At 69.4% G+C, this 16,978-nt stretch carries 15 protein-coding genes; 8 read left to right on the top strand and 7 right to left on the bottom strand.

The genetic code is table 11. The features are described from left to right. Position 1: 1 nt before the first annotated feature. On the bottom strand, positions 2-979 hold the full coding sequence (locus tag R4823_RS21295) for a tripartite tricarboxylate transporter substrate binding protein (RefSeq protein ID WP_165963176.1): 978 nt from the start codon (positions 977-979) through the stop codon (positions 2-4). Between the two features lie 151 nt (positions 980-1,130). Here R4823_RS21295 and R4823_RS21290 point away from each other — a divergent pair, with 151 nt between their 5' ends. Beyond that, complete coding sequence (locus tag R4823_RS21290; protein WP_338616051.1) at positions 1,131-2,141, top strand: LLM class flavin-dependent oxidoreductase; 1,011 nt, start codon at positions 1,131-1,133, stop codon at positions 2,139-2,141. Positions 2,142-2,147: 6 nt separating this feature from the next. On the opposite strand, the gene R4823_RS21285 is transcribed toward R4823_RS21290, so the two are convergent. Beyond that, entirely contained in the window at positions 2,148-2,513 is a 366-nt protein-coding gene (locus R4823_RS21285; protein WP_087837777.1) for a DOPA 4,5-dioxygenase family protein, read from the bottom strand. Between the two features lie 88 nt (positions 2,514-2,601). Between R4823_RS21285 and R4823_RS21280 the strand changes: the two genes are divergently transcribed. From R4823_RS21280 to R4823_RS21270, 3 genes are all read left to right on the top strand, one after another. Next, positions 2,602-3,390 (top strand): SDR family oxidoreductase, encoded by a 789-nt coding sequence (locus R4823_RS21280; RefSeq protein ID WP_243724534.1) that lies wholly within the window; start codon positions 2,602-2,604, stop codon positions 3,388-3,390. Between the two features lie 117 nt (positions 3,391-3,507). Further along, positions 3,508-3,945, top strand: a complete 438-nt coding sequence (locus tag R4823_RS21275) for a MarR family transcriptional regulator (protein WP_087837775.1) — start codon at positions 3,508-3,510, stop codon at positions 3,943-3,945. Positions 3,946-4,013: 68 nt separating this feature from the next. Next, positions 4,014-5,402: a DHA2 family efflux MFS transporter permease subunit gene (locus R4823_RS21270; RefSeq protein ID WP_338619221.1), complete on the top strand. Its 1,389-nt coding sequence runs from the start codon at positions 4,014-4,016 to the stop codon at positions 5,400-5,402. A 273-nt stretch (positions 5,403-5,675) separates the two neighbouring features. Here R4823_RS21270 and fumC read toward each other — a convergent pair whose 3' ends face one another. Continuing rightward, the gene (fumC, locus tag R4823_RS21265) at positions 5,676-7,055 is read right to left on the bottom strand and encodes a class II fumarate hydratase (protein WP_087837971.1); all 1,380 of its coding nucleotides are present in this window, start codon (positions 7,053-7,055) and stop codon (positions 5,676-5,678) included. 137 nt (positions 7,056-7,192) lie between these two features. Between fumC and pap the strand changes: the two genes are divergently transcribed. Both pap and R4823_RS21255 read left to right on the top strand, forming a co-directional pair. After that, positions 7,193-8,659: a polyphosphate:AMP phosphotransferase gene (gene pap, locus R4823_RS21260; RefSeq protein WP_338616044.1), complete on the top strand. Its 1,467-nt coding sequence runs from the start codon at positions 7,193-7,195 to the stop codon at positions 8,657-8,659. Beyond that, positions 8,649-9,857, top strand: a complete 1,209-nt coding sequence (locus R4823_RS21255) for an MFS transporter (RefSeq protein ID WP_338616042.1) — start codon at positions 8,649-8,651, stop codon at positions 9,855-9,857. Before pap ends, R4823_RS21255 begins: the two co-directional genes overlap by 11 nt. Here R4823_RS21255 and R4823_RS21250 read toward each other — a convergent pair. Next, entirely contained in the window at positions 9,854-11,293 is a 1,440-nt protein-coding gene (locus R4823_RS21250; RefSeq protein ID WP_087837771.1) for a M20 family metallopeptidase, read from the bottom strand. The genes R4823_RS21255 and R4823_RS21250 overlap by 4 nt on opposite strands. A gap of 278 nt (positions 11,294-11,571) precedes the next feature. Here R4823_RS21250 and R4823_RS21245 point away from each other — a divergent pair, with 278 nt between their 5' ends. Next, positions 11,572-11,766 (top strand): DUF1328 domain-containing protein, encoded by a 195-nt coding sequence (locus R4823_RS21245; RefSeq protein ID WP_338616039.1) that lies wholly within the window; start codon positions 11,572-11,574, stop codon positions 11,764-11,766. Further along, the gene (locus R4823_RS21240; RefSeq protein WP_338616038.1) at positions 11,754-13,808 is read left to right on the top strand and encodes an ATP-binding protein; all 2,055 of its coding nucleotides are present in this window, start codon (positions 11,754-11,756) and stop codon (positions 13,806-13,808) included. The genes R4823_RS21245 and R4823_RS21240 overlap by 13 nt, the downstream gene beginning before the upstream one ends. A gap of 36 nt (positions 13,809-13,844) precedes the next feature. Here R4823_RS21240 and R4823_RS21235 read toward each other — a convergent pair whose 3' ends face one another. From R4823_RS21235 to R4823_RS21225, 3 genes are all read right to left on the bottom strand, one after another. Continuing rightward, positions 13,845-14,294 carry a PA2169 family four-helix-bundle protein gene (locus R4823_RS21235; protein WP_087837768.1) on the bottom strand — a complete coding sequence of 150 codons (450 nt, stop codon included), beginning with the start codon at positions 14,292-14,294 and terminating at the stop codon, positions 13,845-13,847. Between the two features lie 87 nt (positions 14,295-14,381). Further along, entirely contained in the window at positions 14,382-14,609 is a 228-nt protein-coding gene (locus R4823_RS21230) for a hypothetical protein (protein ID WP_087837767.1), read from the bottom strand. A gap of 54 nt (positions 14,610-14,663) precedes the next feature. Beyond that, positions 14,664-16,961: a mechanosensitive ion channel domain-containing protein gene (locus R4823_RS21225; protein WP_140416836.1), complete on the bottom strand. Its 2,298-nt coding sequence runs from the start codon at positions 16,959-16,961 to the stop codon at positions 14,664-14,666. Positions 16,962-16,978: the final 17 nt, after the last annotated feature.

The raw sequence follows: 16,978 nt of genomic DNA, 5'->3' as shown, positions 1-16,978 counted from the left end.
CCTAGTCCAGGGAGATGTGGCGTTCGCGGATGATGCGGGCCCACTTGGCGCTTTCCGCGGCCGCGGCGCGGCGAAGCTCGTCGGGCGAACTGTCGACGATCTCCACGCCCTGCCGGCGCAGCTTGTCGCGCAGGTCGCTGCCCGCCAGCACCTTGTGCACGGCCTGGTGCAGGCGGTCGATGACCGGGCGCGGCGTTCCCGCGGGCGCGAACAGCGCGAAGTTGGTCGTCGACTCGAAGCTGGGCACGCCCGATTCGCCCACGGTGGGAACCTCGGGCAGCAAGGGCGAGCGGGCGGTGCCCGTCACGGCGATGGCCTTCAGGCGGCCGGCGGAAGCGAAGGGCAGGGCGACGCCCAGGTCCAGGAAGGCCGCGTCGACTTCTCCGGCGGCCACCGCGTTGTTGGCCGGACCGCCGCCCTTGTAGGGGACATGCGTCATGGAAATGCCCGTCAGGCTCATGAACAGCTCGGCCGCCAGGTGGCTGGTCGAGCCGTTGCCGCCCGAGGCGACGTTCAGGCGGCCGGGCTGCTTGCGGGCCAGGGCCAGCAATTCCTTCACGCCGCCGGCCTCCAGCGTCGGGCGTACCGCCAGGATGAGCGGGCTCGAGGCCAGCAGCGAGATCGGGGCGAGGTCGCGTTCGTGCCGGTACGGCAGCGATTTGTACAGGTGCTCGGCGATGGCGTAGGTGCTGTTGGTGGCCAGGATCAGCGTGTAGCCGTCGGCCGGGGCGGCCGCCACCTGGGCGTGGCCGATCGTGCCGTTGGCGCCGGGCCGGTTGTCCACCACCACCTGCTGGCCGAGCTGCTGGCTCAGTTCCGTGGAAACCATGCGGGCCAGCAAATCGGTCGCGCCGCCGGGCGACCACCCGACCACCATCTTGACGGGACGGGAGGGATAAGCGCCGGATTGCGCGTGGGCGGCCGGGGCAAGGGCGATGGCCAGCGCGGCCCATAGGCTTATGGCGGGTAAGGTTTTCATCGAAGGGAGTCCGGGGTGAAGGGTACGATGAGTGTATTGAGCGCCTGTCCGCCTGACGAGCGACGTCTTTTCAAGCCTCGTCAACCTTCGGTTAACGCAGCGTGGCCACCGCCCGCTTTCCCGCCGGGCGCATTCCTTGCACGAGAACGAAATGACCGCACTGTCCGTACTGGATCTGTCACCCATCTGCGCCGGCGGCACCGCCGCCGACGCGTTCCGCAACACCCTCGACCTGGCCCAGCATGCCGAACGCTGGGGCTATCGCCGCTACTGGCTGGCCGAGCATCACAACATGCCCGGCATCGCCAGCGCCGCAACGGCCCTCGTGATTTCCCACGTGGCCGCCGGGACGCGGCACATGCGGGTGGGCGCGGGCGGCGTCATGCTGCCCAACCATGCGCCGCTGGTCATCGCCGAACAGTTCGGCACGCTGGCCTCGCTATACCCGGGCCGCATCGACCTCGGCCTGGGCCGCGCGCCCGGCTCGGACCAGGCCACCGCCCGCGCGCTGCGCCGGGGGCAGGGCGATACCGCCGACCGCTTTCCCCAGGACGTGGCCGAGCTGCAGCACTATTTCCGGGCGCCGAGCCCGGGGCAGGCGGTGCAGGCCGTGCCCGGCGGCGGTCTGGACGTGCCGCTGTGGCTGCTCGGATCCAGTCTTTTCAGCGCGCAGCTGGCGGCGCAGATGGGGCTGCCCTTCGCCTTCGCCTCGCACTTCGCGCCGGGCTACCTCACGGCGGCGCTGGACCTCTACCGCACGCGCTTCCAGCCTTCCGAGGCCTTGCGCCAACCCTATGTGATGCTGGGCATCAACGTGTTCGCCGCGGACACCCGGGACGAGGCGCGCCGCCTGTTCACGTCGCTGCAACTGCAATTCGTCAACCTGATCCGGGGGGCGCCCGGCAAGCTGAACGCCCCCGTGGACAACATCGAGGAGATCTGGAGCGGGGCCGAGAAAGCGCACATCGAGCGCTCGCTGTCCTGCGCGGTGGTGGGAACGCCGGAGGACGTCGAGGCCGGACTGGACGAGTTCGCGCGCCGGCATGGGGCCGACGAGCTGATGGTGACCGCGCAGGTCTACGACCACGCCGCGCGCCTGCGATCGTTCGAGATCACCGCCGCCGCGGGAGCTCGGCTGGGGTGGATGGAAAACGCGGCGTGAAAGGGTTCAATCGTCCCGCTCGGGCAGGCGCTCGGCCTTCAGCGGCAGCACCCTGCCCAGCCAGAACCCATGCACCAGGTGGTCGCGGCGCGGAAGTCCGGTGTCCGGATGCACCAGTACGTCCAGGCCGCGCCGGTTCAGCATGAGCCAGGGTACGAGCGAGGCGAAGACGGCGGGGTCGAACAGCAACTGGTACATGGCCTGGGTATGCGGGCCGACGGGTACGTCGTGCCAGCGGCCGGCGCGCAGGGGGAAGCGCGCGACGGCTTCCTCGCGCACGATCGCGGCGACGTCGCGGGTGGTGGCGGGGTCGTAGTAGACATGGGCATGGAATGCGCGAATGATGCCGGTGTCGTGGAAGTCTGCCTGCATGGCTTGGGGCCTGGATGGCGGTGCGGACCGCGGTGGTGAACGAAAGAGAGCAAGGCGCGGCGGTTGCCGCGTCCTGTATGGATTCTATGTGACGGAGCGACAAGTGGATCTGGGATTGAAAGGAAAAGTGGCGGTGGTGACGGGCGCGACGGCCGGCATAGGCCTGGCGTCCGCGCTGAAATTCGTGGAAGAGGGCGCCCGGGTGGCGATCTGCGCCCGCAGCGCGGACAAGCTGGCGGCCACCGTGGAACTGTTGCGCGCCAAGGGCGGCGACGTCTTCGGGCTGGCCACGGACATCTCCAGGCCCGAGGAAATCGAGCGATTCTTCACGGCCGTGGCGGATCATTTCGGCCGCATCGACATCCTGGTCAACAATGCCGGCACCTCGATGCGCGGCCCGTTCCTGAAGGTCAGCGACGCCGACTGGGATGCCGATCTCGAACTGAAGCTGTACGGGGCGATCCGCTGTTCGCGCCTGGCCGTCCAGCACATGAAGAAACAAGGGGGCGGCCGCATCGTCAACATCTCGACCATAGGCGGCAAGCAGCCCGCCGCCACGTCCATGCCGACCTCGGTCTCCCGCGCGGCCGGACTGGCCCTGACCAAGGCGCTGTCGCGCGAGTTCGCGGCCGACAACATCCTGGTGAACGCCGTCTGCATCGGCAAGATCAAGGCCGGACAGCACGAGCGCGCCGCCGCCTCCAAGGGCCGGGATGCCGACGACCTGTACCGCGAATTCGCTCAGGACATTCCTCTGGGACGGGTGGGCGAAGCCGAGGAAGCCGCCAACGTCATCGTCTTCCTTGCCTCCGGCGCGGCCAGCTATGTGACCGGCTCCAGCGTCAACCTGGACGGCGGAGCCTCCTCGGTCATGTGACGCGGCGCGGACCTTGGTCCGCGGCGGGACTTGCAATCGCCGGCCTGCGCCTATATAGTTAGTTCAACTAACTAACTTATTGGGCGCGGCGCCCATGCGTGCGCCCCCGCCAGGATCATGTTGGACCCCACCGGTAACGAATCGATCGACCTGGCCGCGCAATTGCGGCCGGCCATCCTGCGGCTGAACAGGCTCTTGCGGCGCGAGACCCAGACCTTCGGCGTATCGCCGCTCATGGTCATGCTGGTGTCGGCCATCGACAAGGAGCCGGGCATAGGCGTCAACGACCTGGCCAATCGCGAGAACATGCGCGCCGCCAGCATGAGCAACCACATCAAGCAGCTCGAGGCCGCCGGCTACATCCAGCGCGACCAGACCCTGCACGCGGATAAGCGCCGCGTGGGACTGGCCGTGACCCCGGAGGGACGCCGGCTGGTGGCCGAGGTGCGCAAGCGCCGCACCGACTGGCTGGCGGGCCGCATCGCCAAGCTCGATCCCGACGACCGCGCCGCGCTTGGCCGCGCGGCCAAAGCCCTGCAGCATCTTGGGGAGTGAAAGACATGGCCTTGTCCACCAACGATCACTCCCCGTTCATCGCCCGGATCACGCAGCGGCTCGGGCCCATGGTCGTGCCGCTCATCGTCGGCTGCGCGCTGTTCATGCAGATGCTGGACTCCACCGTCATCGCCACGGCCTTGCCCTCGATGGCGCACTCTTTCGGCGAGGATCCGGTCAGGCTCAACGTCGCGATCACCGCCTACCTGCTCAGCGCCGCCGTGTTCGTGCCCATCTGCGGCTGGGCCGCCGACCGGTTCGGCGCGCGCCAGGTGTTCGCCTCCGCCATCGTCCTGTTCACCCTCAGCTCCACGCTGTGCGGCCTGTCGCAGACCCTGGGCCAGATGGTGGCGGGCCGGATGCTGCAGGGGTTCGCCGGCGCGATGATGGTCCCGGTGGGACGCATCGTGCTGCTGCGCACCGTGTCCAAGTCGGAACTGGTGCGCGCCATGTCCTTCCTCAGCATGCCCGCCTTGCTGGGGCCCATCTTCGGGCCGGCCGTGGGAGGCTTCCTGGTCGAATACGGATCCTGGCGCTGGATCTTCTTCATGAACCTGCCCATCGGCATCCTGGGCGTGATCCTGGCGCTGCGCTACATCCACGATACCGAGGCGGGCCAGCCGCAGCCGCTGGATATCATCGGCTTCCTGCTGACCGCCGTCTGCCTGGGCACGCTGGTGTTCTGCTTCGAGGCCGTGGGCCACGGCGTGCTGTCGACGCCCATGGTGCTGGCGATGCTGGCGCTGGGGGGCGTATGCGGATTGCTGTATATCAGGCATGCGGAGCGGTCGCCGCATCCCATCCTGGACTTCCGCCTGCTGAAGATCCCGACCTTCTCCATCGCGCTGCTGGGCGGCAACCTTTGCCGGCTGGCGGTCGGCGCCGTGCCCTTCCTGCTGGCCATGCAGTTGCAGGTGGCGTTCGGCATGGGGCCCTTCGCCGCGGGGATGCTGACCTTCGCCGGCGCGCTGGGCGCGCTGATGATGAAGATGAGCGCCAGCCCCATCATCAAGCGCTTCGGATTCCGCCGCACCCTGGTGGTCAACGCCTTCCTGACCGGGGTGTCCATCATCGGCTGCGTGCTGTTCACCTCGGCCACCCCGCACGCCGTCATCATCATCGTGCTGCTGCTGGGCGGTTTCTTCCGGTCGCTGCAGCTGACCGGCGTCAATTCGCTCGCCTATGCCGACATCGGCCCCGAGCAGATGGGCCGGGCTACCGGCATGGCCAGCGCGGTCCAGCAACTGGCCATCAGCCTGGGCGTGGCCGTGGCCGCCTTCGCCCTCAAGGTCAGCATGGCCGCGCGCGGCACCTCCACGCTCGATGCCTACGACGTGATCCCCGGCTTCCTGGTCATCGGCATCACGATGATGATGTCCGTCCTGTTCTTCAACCGTCTTTCCGCCAACGCCGGCTCCGCCGTCAGCGGAAGGCGGGAGCCCCCCCCTACGCGCTGACGCGCGCAAGGGAAGCCCACCCCCTACCCGCTTGCGCGGGCCCCCTCAAGGGGGCGATGCGGGTGGACCGGCAAAGCCGGATCCACCGCATCCTGGGTCTAGTACCGCTGTCTTGGGTTGTGGCGCCGGTGCTTCGCTGGCAGCCAGCGGTAGCAACCGTGCTTCAGTCCAAGATGGTTTCCCTAGACCCAGGAAACCGCGGATCTGGCTCCGCCAGTCCGCCGGTTTCGCCCCCTGGGGGGCGCCCGAAGGGCGTAGGGGGGGGCTCTACCCCTACACCATGTTTTTCGGGACGACCCAGGCGTCGAACTGCTCGTTCGTCACGTAGCCCAGGGCCAGCGCGGATTCGCGCAGGGACAGGTTTTCCTTGTGGGCCTTCTTGGCGATCTGGGCGGCCTTGTCGTAGCCGATGTGGGGATTGAGGGCGGTGACGAGCATCAGGGAGCGTTCCACCAGTTCGGCGATGCGGTCGCGGTTGGGTTCCAGGCCGGCCACGCAGTTCTTCTCGAAGCTTTCCATGCCGTCGGCCAGCAGGCGCACCGACTGCAGGAAGTTGTGGATCAGCATGGGCTTGAAGACATTCAGCTCGAAGTTGCCGCTGGCGCCGCCGATGTTGATGGCGACGTCGTTGCCCAGGACCTGGGCGCCGAGCATGGTCAGGGCCTCGGACTGCGTCGGGTTGACCTTGCCGGGCATGATGGAGCTGCCGGGCTCGTTCTCGGGGATGCTGATCTCGCCCAGCCCGGAGCGCGGGCCGCTGGCGAGCCAGCGCACGTCGTTGGCCAGCTTGATCAGGCCGGCCGCCAGGGTCTTGAGGGCCCCGTGCGAGAACAGCAGGCCCTCGTGCGAGGCCAGCGCCTGGAACTTGTTGGGCGCCGACTCGAACGGCAGGCCGGTTTCGCGGGCCAGTTCGGCGGCCACCTTCGCGCCGAATTCCGGATGGGTGTTCAGGCCGGTGCCGACCGCGGTGCCGCCTATGGCCAGCTGCAGCAGGCTGCGCTGGGCATGGCGGATCTGTTCTTCGGCCAGGAGGAGCTGGGCCTCGTGGCCCGACAGTTCCTGCCCCAGGGTCAGGGGCGTGGCATCCTGCAGGTGGGTGCGGCCGATCTTGACGATGTCCGCATAGGCCCGAGCCTTGTCCCCCAGCGTCTTGCGCAGCCGCGCCAGGGCGGGCAGCAGGCGGGCGTGGATCTGCAACGCCGCCGCCACGTGCATGGCCGTGGGAAACACGTCGTTGGAGGATTGGCCGCGGTTGACGTGATCGTTGGGATGGACCAGGCGCGCCTCGCCACGTTCGCCGCCCAGCAGTTCCGAGGCCCGGTTGGCCAGTACCTCGTTGACGTTCATGTTGGTCTGCGTGCCCGAGCCTGTCTGCCAGACGCTAAGCGGGAATTCGTCCGGCCAGCGGCCGGCGATGATTTCGTCGGCCGCCGCCTCGATGGCGTGAGCCGCGCGGCCGTCGAGCAGGCCCAGTTCGGCGTTGACGCGGGCGGCGGCGCGCTTGACCTGGGCCAGGGCCGTGATCAGCGGCGCGGGCATCTTCTCGTGCGAGATCGCGAAGAACTGCAGCGATCGCTGGGTCTGGGCGCCCCATAAATGCTGGGCGGGAACGTCGATCGGACCGAAGGTGTCCTTTTCAACTCGGGTTTGCATGTTCATCTCCTTGCCTGCCCGGCCCGGCCTGCGGGCCTGGATGATTCCAGGTTAGCAGAAGCCTTGCGCGCATCGGCTTGTGTCCCTGCAAGCGACTGTGGTAAAGGATGAGCGATGCCAGAACCAGGGAGCTTTTCGTGTTCGAACGAGCCGAGCGGGACCCGTCCATGGACGAGCGGGAGTACGAGCGGCGCGAGCTCGTGCTCAGGACGGAACTGCTCCAACAGCAGTACGAGCTCCTGAAGCAACGCGACCGTGCGGTGCTGATCGTGGTGGCGGGGATCGATGGCGCGGGCAAGGGGTCGGCGATCAACCTGCTCAACGAGTGGATGGACCCGCGCCACATCCGTACCCTGGCCTTCGGCGATCCGAGCGTGGACGAGGCCCAGCGGCCGGCCATGTGGCGCTACTGGAACGCGCTGCCCGCGCTGGGACAGACCGGCATCGTCTTCGGTTCCTGGTATGCGCCGCTTTTCAAGGAGGCGGCGCGCAAGAAGCCCGACATGGACCGCATCGGGGCGATGGCCGCCGAGATCCTGCGCTTCGAGGCCATGCTGGCCAGCGAGCGGGTGCGGATGCTCAAGCTCTGGTATCACCTGTCGCGCGGCGCGCAGATCGCCCGCATCGATGCGCAACTGGCCGACCCCGCCACGGCCTGGCGAGTGTCCGAGGCCGACCTGAAGGTCCGCAAAAAATTCGACCGGCTGCGCACGGCTGGCGAGATCGTGCTGGGCGCCACCGACGCGGCCTATACGCCCTGGCGGGTGGTGCCGAGCGCCGATGCCCGGCTGCGCGCCGTCGAGACCGCTGCGGCGGTATTGCAGGCGATGCGCGAGCCGTTGCCGCGCGCACCGCGCCGGCCGCCGCTGCAGGCCGCGCGCCATGCCGGCCGTTCCGGCGCGGCGCTCGAGCCGGCGCCGGGCGGTGGCAAGCTGGACGAGGTCGATTACGAAAGGCAACTGGCCCGCTGGCAGGCGCGCCTGTCGGAGCAGGTCCGCGCCAAGCGCTTTCGCAAGCGCTCGCTGGTGCTGGTGTTCGAGGGCGTGGATGCCGCGGGCAAGGGCGGCGCGATCCGGCGCGTCTCGCACGCGCTGGACGTGCGTGACTTCGATATCGTCCCCATCTCCGCGCCCAGCGACGACGAGCTGGCCCATCCGTATCTGTGGCGGTTCTGGCGCCACCTGCCGCTGCATGGCCGGGTGTGCATCTTCGATCGCTCCTGGTATGGCCGGGTGCTGGTCGAGCGGGTCGAGTCCCTGATCCCGCCCGCCACGTGGCGGCGCGCCTATGACGAGATCAACGATTTCGAGGACCAGTTGCGCCGCGGCGGCGCGGTGGTGCTGAAGTTCTGGCTGTCGGTCTCGCGCCAGGAGCAACTGCGCCGCTTCAAGGAGCGCCGCGATTCCCCCTTCAAGAACTTCAAGCTCACGCCGGACGATTGGCGCAACCGGCGCAAGTGGGACGACTACATGTCGGCCGCGCGCGACATGATCGCGCGCACGGACACCGCGCACGCGCCCTGGATCGTGATCGCCGACGACGACAAGCGCACCGCCCGGGTCAAGGTCCTGGAACACATCGTGAAGGCCATGGATGAAGCATAGCCCGCGCCAACCTTCCACGGCGTGGGTGTTGGCCGTCACGCTGGCGATCCAGTCCCTGGCCTCGGCGGCGACCATCGCGCCGGCGGTGGTCGGCCCGGTGGCCACGCGCGAACTCGGCCTGCCCTCGAGCGCCATCGGTTTCTACATGGCCCTGGTCTACCTGGGCGCCATGTTCACCAGCGTGGTCGGCGGCACCCTGGTCAACCGCCTGGGCGCGGTGCGATGCAGCCAGGCGGCCCTGCTGCTGTGTGGCCTGGGCATGGGCCTGCTGTGCAGCGGCGGACCCGCGGCCGCCGCCCTCGGGGCCCTGGTCATCGGCGCCGGGTATGGACCCATCACGCCATCGAGTTCCTACCTCTTGATGCGCAGCACGCCCGCCCACCGCATGTCGCTGGTGTTCTCGATCAAGCAGACCGGCGTGCCGCTGGGCGGCGTGCTGGCCGCGCTCGTCAGTCCGCAGATCGAGCACGTGCTGGGCTGGCGGTGGGCGCTGGGGGTTTGCGCCGCGGCCTGCCTGCTGTGCATGCTGGTCGCGCAGAGCGTGCGGCGCAGCCTGGACGCGCCGGGCGAGGCCGCCGCACCGTGGCGCTGGCAAGACCTGGCGCGGCCGGTCGGACTGGTCTGGCGCACGCCCGCGCTGCGCCTCATGGCCGTGTGTTCGCTGCTGTTCTCCTTCATCCAGCTGGCGATCACCGCCTATCTGGTGACCTACCTGAACCTGTCGCTGGGATGGACCCTGATCGCGGCGGGCGTCATCCTGTCCTTGTCCCAGGTGGCCGGCGTGGCCGGACGGATCCTGTGGGGCATCGTGGCCGATCGCTGGGCCCCGCCACGCAAGGTCCTGGGCGGACTGGCCCTGACGATGGCGGGAAGCTGCGTCGCCACCGCCTGCCTGCAGGCGTCCACGCCATGGATCCTGGTGGCCGCCGTCGCCGTGGTGTTCGGCGCTTCGGCGATAGGCTGGAACGGTGTGTTCCTGGCCGAGGTCGCGCGGCGCTCGCCGGCGGGCCAGGCCGGCGCGGCCACGGGCGGGACGCTGCTGTTCACCTATTTCGGGGTGCTCGTGGGCCAACCCCTGTTCAGCTACGTGGCATCGCTGGCGGGCGAGGCCGGCCAGCCCGGCTATGCCTGGGCATACGGGCTGCTGGTGATTCCCGCGCTGTTCTGCGCCACCTGGCTGTTGCGCGCGCGGGGCTAGCGGACCTGGGCGATGACGTGGGCCACGGCCGCGGTCAGCTTCTTCACGTAGGGAATGTGCAGGAACTCGTTGGGTCCGTGGGCGTTGGACCGGGGGCCCAGCACGCCGGTGATCAGGAACTGGGCCTCGGGGAATTTCGCGCCCAGCATGCCCATGAAGGGTATGGTGCCGCCTTCGCCTATCCACGCCGTGCCCTGCCCGAAGGCCGACTGCGAGGCCGCGTCCAGGGCGCGTGCGAGCCAGGGCGCGGTCGGCGGCGCGTTCCAGCCGCCGGCGCCACCCTCGCTTTCGAACCGGACCCGGGCCTGGTAGGGAGGGTCCTGCTCCAGCGCGGCCTTCATCGCCCGCGTCGCGCGGTCGGCGTCCACCGTGGGCGGCAGGCGCATGCTGAGCTTGAGCGAGGTCTTGGGGCGCAACACGTTGCCCGCGGCGTCGATGGACGGCAGGCCGGCCGCGCCGGTGACGGACAGCGCCGGCCGCCAGGTGCGGTTCAGGATGCCCTCGACCGGGTCGGTGGTGGTGGGCAGGGCATGGGCGTGGCCGTCGGCGCCGTGCGAGCATCCTACCCAGGGAAACTGCTTCCACACCTGGTCGCCCAGGATGGCGCCGGCGGTACGGGCCTGGGCCAGGCGTTCCCCGGGGATGGCGGCATGCAGTTCAGGCAGCAGCACGCGGCCGGTGGCCGGGTCGTCGATCCGGTTGAGCAGCTGGCGCGCGATCCGGAACGACGAGGGCACCAGGCCGCTGGCCATGCCCGAATGGACGCCCTCGTCCAGGATCTCGACCGTCAGCACGCCGCCGGTCAGTCCGCGCAACGAGGTCGTCACCCACAGTTGCTCGTAGTTGCCGCAACCCGAGTCCAGGCCCACCACCAGCGTCGGCGGACCGATGCGCGGGGCGAGCAGGTCCAGGTAGGCGGGCAGGTCATAGCTGCCGCTTTCCTCGCAGGTCTCGATCAGCCCCACGCAGCGGGGGCGGGGTATGTCCTGGGCGTCCATCGCGGCCAGCGTGGCCAGGGCGGCATAGACGGCGTAGCCGTCGTCCGCGCTGCCGCGACCGTACAGCTTGCCGTCCTCGATCTTCGGCGTCCACGGACCCAGGTCCTGGCGCCAGCCGGTCATCTCGGGCTGCTTGTCCAGGTGGCCGTAGAACAGCACGGTGCGGTCGCCCCCCAGGCCCTGGGTGGCCGGCGCCTCGAAATACAGGCAGGGTGTGCGGCCCGGGATGGCGACGATCTCGACCTGCAGCCCCGTGACCGGCTGAGCGCGCGCCCACTTCGCCGCCGCGTCCACCACCGCGGCCAGGTGACCGTGCTCGGCCCAATTGGGATCGAACATGGGCGACTTGGCGGGCACGCGCACGTAGTCGGCCAAGAGGGGGATCAGTTCATCGTCATAGCGGCGCGCCAGCACCGCGGCGAGGTCGGACAGGTCCATGAGGGGCTCCCGGGTCAGCCTCCAGTGTAGAACTTGTAGCCGGAGAAGGCAGCCTGCGGATCGCTTGCAAGATTTACATGTAATTCTTACCTGAGGCGGGACAGGGCACCATGCAAATCTTATAAGAGACCCCCCGATTACCCAGTGCAACAGGCTTTTCAAAGGGCAAGCGCGGCATGGTACGGAATGTGCTCGTCATCCGGCACGACGTCCGACGCGTCGAACAGAGCCCGCCGTCAGCGGGACGCGTCTTTACGGGAAAGCCAAGGAGAAGAACCATGTTGCGCTGGGCTACTATCTTTTTCGTGATCCCCTTGCTTGTTGCCGTCGTGGGACTCGGCGATTTCGCGGCCAGTGCCGCCAATATCGCCTTCGTCCTGTTCCTGGTTTCGCTGGGAGCGTTCCTGGCCACCTTCTTCGTCCGGTCCCCCGAGGAGACGGAAGAGGGCTATGAGGGCGAATGGTCCCGCTGACCGCGGAGGGCAAGAAAACCGATGAACATGCAGCGCCTTTTTCGCGGTTGAACATGGTTGCACGACGCGTTTCGCAGGCGGCCGGGCCGTCCGGTCCTTCCTATCGCATTTTGGCGGAGCACGCCCCGGGCGTGCTCTGGTCCGCTTCCACGACGGGGGAGTGGGTGTATGTGAATCCCGCCTGGACCCGCCTGACGGGGCAGTCCGCCGAGGCGGCCCTGGGCTGGGGCTGGCTGGCATGCGTGCCGGCAGACCAGCGCGAGCGGGTCCGGGCCGCCGTCGCCAAGGGAGCCGCCGAAGCGGCTCCTTTCGACGTGGCGCACCGGGTGGCCACCGCCGACGGGCGGCAGGTGGACGCGCATACCCTGGCCCACCCCAGCCTGGAGGCCAACCGGCAATTCGTGGGGTTCAGCGGCACCTGCCTGCCCGCGCGCGAGTCCGCCGCGGCGCGCCCGCCTGATGGCAACCAGGCCGACGAGGGCCGGCTGCTGGACCTGCTGCCTCATGCCCTCGTCGCCTACGACGCATCCTTGCGCTATCTATACGCCAACCGGGCGGCCGGCGAGTTGTTCGGCATCGAGCCGGCGGCGTTTGTCGGCAAGACCGCGCGCGAGCTCGGCGTGGCGCCCTACATCGCGTCGGCCTACGAGCAGGCGGTGGCGGACGCGCTGGCCACGGGAAAGGCCCAGACCTTCGACTATCGCATAGACACCGGATCCTCCACCCGCCACTTCCGCGTCCGCGTCGTGGCCGACGGCGCCGGCGGGCGCGCCTTGGTGACGACCGTGGATGTCAGCGCGTGGGTGCGCGCCCAGGTGGAGCTCGACACGCTGCTGCTGCGCGAACAGGCGGCGCGGACGCAGGCGGAAACGGCGATCGGGGTACGCGACCAGTTCCTGTCCATGGTTTCCCACGAACTGCGGTCCCCGCTCAACGGCATCCAGAGTTGGGCCCACGTGCTCGAGAGCCGCGTCGACGCCGGCGTGCCGACGGTGGCGCGAGCGCTGGCGGGCATCAGGACCGGCGTGCAGCAGCAGGTCAGGCTGATCGACGAATTGCTCGACGCCACCCATGCGATGACGGGCCGCCTCCAGCTTTCGATGAGGCTGGAAGCGCTGGCGCCCATCGTCGAGCGCGCGGTCGCGCAGGCCGCTCCGAAGGCTGCCGAACGCAACGTGAGTCTGCGCGCCGAGCTGCCGCCCGGCGAGGTCCGGGTCTGGGGCAGCGCCGAGCGCATCGAGCAGATGGTGGGGCACCTGCTGGACAACGCCATCAAGTTCAGCCTGCCCGACGGCCAGGTCTCGGTACGGGTCGAGGCGACGCAGACCGAGGCCAGGATCGCCGTCGGAGACACCGGCAAGGGCATCGCGGCCGACGTCATGCCCTATCTGTTCGATCCGTTCCGCCAGCTCGATGCCTTCCGTGCCCGCCGTCCCGACGGGCTGGGCCTGGGGTTGACGCTGGTGCGGCATCTGGCCGAGCTGCAGGGCGGCAGGGTAGCCGCCCAGAGCGGAGGCGAAGGCCAGGGCGCGCTCTTCTCCATCTACCTGCCGCTGGCCGGCGAAGGCCAGGCGCCCGGGCCGGCCGCGGGGACCGGCACGCGAGCGGCCTCACCCGCGACCCTGAACGACGTGCGTATCCTCCTGGTCGAGGGGCATGCCGAGGCGCGCGGCGAACTGGCCGACTCCTTGAAGCAGGCGGGAGGAGAGGTCGTCGCGTGCGAATCCGGCGGGTCGGCCCTGGAGTACCTGCGCAGGGCGGACTCGGACGGCCTGCCCCATGTCATCGTCAGCGACATGACCCTGCCGGGCATGGACGGCAGCGATACGCTGGCCCGGATCCGCGAACTCGAGCGCGGCGCGCCCGATCGCTTTCCCACCCCGACTCCCGCCGTCGCCCTGACCTCGGCCAGCCGGTGCGAGGACCGTATCGGCGCGCTGGCGGCGGGCTTCCAGGTCTACCTGGCCAAGCCGGTGGAGTTTCCGCAACTGGTCGGATTGATAAACAACCTGGCGCGAACCGCTTTCCTGGAGCGGCGCTAGCGGGAAGGCGGCCGGCAGGCCGCCCTCCGTCCACGGCTACGCGTGTGCGCGCATCCGGTCGCGCAGTTCCTTCACCTGGTCGTGATTGCGCACGACGCCCTCGTATTGCACCTGTACCAGGGCCAGGAGCTGGGGCGGGAGTTCCTCGCGCAGGGCAGCCTGGTAGCGGCTCTTGGCCACGTCCTCGCCGCGTTCGCATTCCTCCAGGATGGCGAGGTCCGTACGCCCCGCCACCGCCGATTTCAGCCCCAGCCAGCCGCGGTGCAGCGCGCCGGCCGCGGTACCGCCTTCCTCGGGCTGGTCGCCCAGCGCCGCGACCTGCTCCTGCAACTGGGCCGCGGCTGTCGAGCAGTCGCCCGCGCGCCGGGAAAAAAGTGTCTTCAACTCGGGATCGTGGGCGTCCTGGGCAGCTTGCCGAAAGCCGTACTCGCCGTCCTTGCAGGTCTCGATCAAGTCGTTCAGTACTGTCGTCACATCTCGGGCCATCTTCGTCTCCTGGGTAGTCCGAATGAACCGGGCCACACCGGGCCCGGTCCGGGACTCCAGCAGGAAACGGACCCGCCGGAGGATCGGTCATTTCTTGGGATGGCTGGGCTTGAGCTTCCAGTCCTTGTCGTCCTTGCCGGTACGGACTTCCTTTTCGGCATGCGCGGCGGCCCCGGGCGAGATCGGATCGCTGGCCGGGAAAGTGTCCTCCAGCGAGTCGTCCAGCAGTTCCTGGTAGGTCGGCAGCCCCTCGTCGGACTGCTTGGCCTTGTCCTTCGAGTCCTTCTCCGAACGGTTCTTGGGTTCAGTCTTCATGCGATGCTCCCGCAAATTGTCGCGTGGTCGAGTCGGCAAGACTCATGCCCGGGGTCAAGCCTCCGAGCCGCCGCCCGCCGACGGTTGCGGCGCCGCGGCCTGCCGTCCGTCGCCGTCCAGGCGGCGGACGAAACTGGCCTGCGGATTTGCAAACTGTATTCCCAACTGCTTGAAACGGCGATAGAGACGCTGGTTGAAGCCGCGCTGCACCGCGGCCTTGCCGCGATCCAGCGTGCGGATCTGTCCGGCCAGGGTGACCGAGGCGCCGTCCACCTGGTCCACGCCCCACAGGTCCAGGTCGGCCAGCATCAGCGGACCCAGGTCGGGGTCGTTGCGCATTTCCTCGCCCACGTTGCGGATCGCGGCGATGACCTCGTCCAGGTCCGAGTCGGCGCTGACGCTGACCCGCACGGAGGCGTTGCCGATGCCGCGGTTGCTGTTCGAGACCGTGCCCACGGCGCTGAAGGGGACCACGTGCAGGGCGCCGTCGCCCGCGCGCAGCCGCACCGTGCGTATGGACAGGTACTCGACCGTGCCCGATACCCCCGCCAGCGTCACCGAATCGCCCACCTGCATCGCGTTCTCCATCAGCAGGAAGATGCCGGTGATGAAATCCTGCACCAGCTTTTGCGAGCCGAAGCCGATGGCCACGCCGATGATGCTGGCGCCGGCCAGCAGGGGCGCGATGTTGATGCCCAGTTCGTTGAGCGCGGTGAACAGCACGATCAGCGCGATTACGATGAACAGCGTCGTGCGCAGGATGGGGACCAGCGTGCGCAGCCGCGTGGCGCGGGCGAGATCGCCGGCCCGGGTCCAGCGCTCCATTCGGCGGTTGATCGACAGATTGGCGGCTTCCCAGGCGACCAGCGCGAGGACGCAGGCCACCGCGATGGTCGCGGTGGCCGAGACCAGCCTGCGGCCCACCGTGCCGGCCTCGAACCAGTCCAGCGCGTGCACGCCCCAGACCTCCAGCAGCGCGATCGCGGTGGCGACGAAGACCAGGATCATCACGACACGCTGCGCCAGCGTCTGGTAGGGCCGCCGGCCCGGCTGGCCGCCGCCCGCCGCGGGGGCGTCGCTGTAGAAGGCGCGGTCCAGCGCCCCCAGCAGGATCATGCTGAGGACGGTAGCCGCCAGCATGACCAGCGCCGTGCGCCAGACATAGTGCAGCAACTGCGACAGCCCGCTGGCCGTGCCCAGCGCCCATACCACCCAGAGTCCGGCGATGACCGCGATGGCGGTGGGCGCCCAGACATTGGCCAGCACCGCCCGCAGCCCCTCGTGTTCCTGTCCGCGTATCCAGCGCGACACCTGGCGCCGCCGCTGGACCACCATGACGATCAGCATCGCGTGCACGGCCAGGCCCACCAGCTTGGACAGCGCGTTGCGCGCATCGTCGCCGGCCCCCAGCAGGTAGGCGATCTCGGTCGCGGCCACGCCGAAGGCGCCGACCGCCACCACGCGCCGCAGCCAGGTGTCCAGATAGCGCGCCGATTCGTCGCCCAGCCGGGACAGGCGCAGGCAGGCACCCGACGGCGAGGTCAGCAGGCGCAGCGCGGTCATCGTCAGCCGCATGGCGAGGTAGGCGCCGATCAGCGGCAGGATGAACGGATAGAAGCCGGCGGCCGGCGCGCCGAACAGCCTCATCAGTATCGTCGCCACCACCAGGAAGCCGGCCAGCGGCACCAGGGCCAGGATGGCATGCGCCAGCGCGGCGGGCAGCCGGCGCACGATGCGCAGGTGCTGGTCGGGCTCGGCGGGCGTTTCCGTGTCGGGGTCGGGCGCGGAGGGCGGAACGGTATCCGGGATGTACCGGCGTTCCGCGTAGGCCAGCAGCATCGCGCGCGGCCGGCGCAGCAGTCGCCCGATACCCGCTTCCACGCCCAGGGCCACGGCCAGGATCAACAGAATCGTGCCCAGGCCCTGGAAGGTCGCCGTGCGGGCCTCCGGCGTGCCGAGGTAGTACTGCCACCAGGCGCCCGCCGACCGCAGCGACCACAGCGTCGCTCCCGTCAGCCGCAGTTCGCCCAGCGCCGAGTCCACCCACTTGCCCGCCTGCGTGAAGGCCTGGGCGATGAGCCCGTCCTTCTCCAGGGCGACCGGCGCTTCCGGCGCGGCGGGCGCGGCCGCCGGCGGGGCGGCCTGCTGCTCCGTCGCCTCGGCGATGACGCTCAGCGTCTGCTCCAGTTCCGCCCGCCGGGCGTCGTCGCGCAGCAGGTCCAGGACCTGGCGCGCCTGGGCCGGCGTCACGGCCGCGGGGTCGGGAGCGGCGGCGTCGGCCGGCCGCGACATCCAGAGGGCCAGGCACAGCAGGGCGAGGGCGGTCCAGGGGCGTGGGCGTCGTGTCTGCATGGGGGCGGTCTGAAGAG

The sequence above is a fragment of the Pigmentiphaga sp. CHJ604 genome (assembly GCF_036972535.1).
GTDB classification, from domain to species: domain Bacteria; phylum Pseudomonadota; class Gammaproteobacteria; order Burkholderiales; family Burkholderiaceae_B; genus Pigmentiphaga; species Pigmentiphaga daeguensis.
Note: the sequence above shows the minus strand (reverse complement) of the source record. Positions and strands in the feature narration are given on the sequence as shown.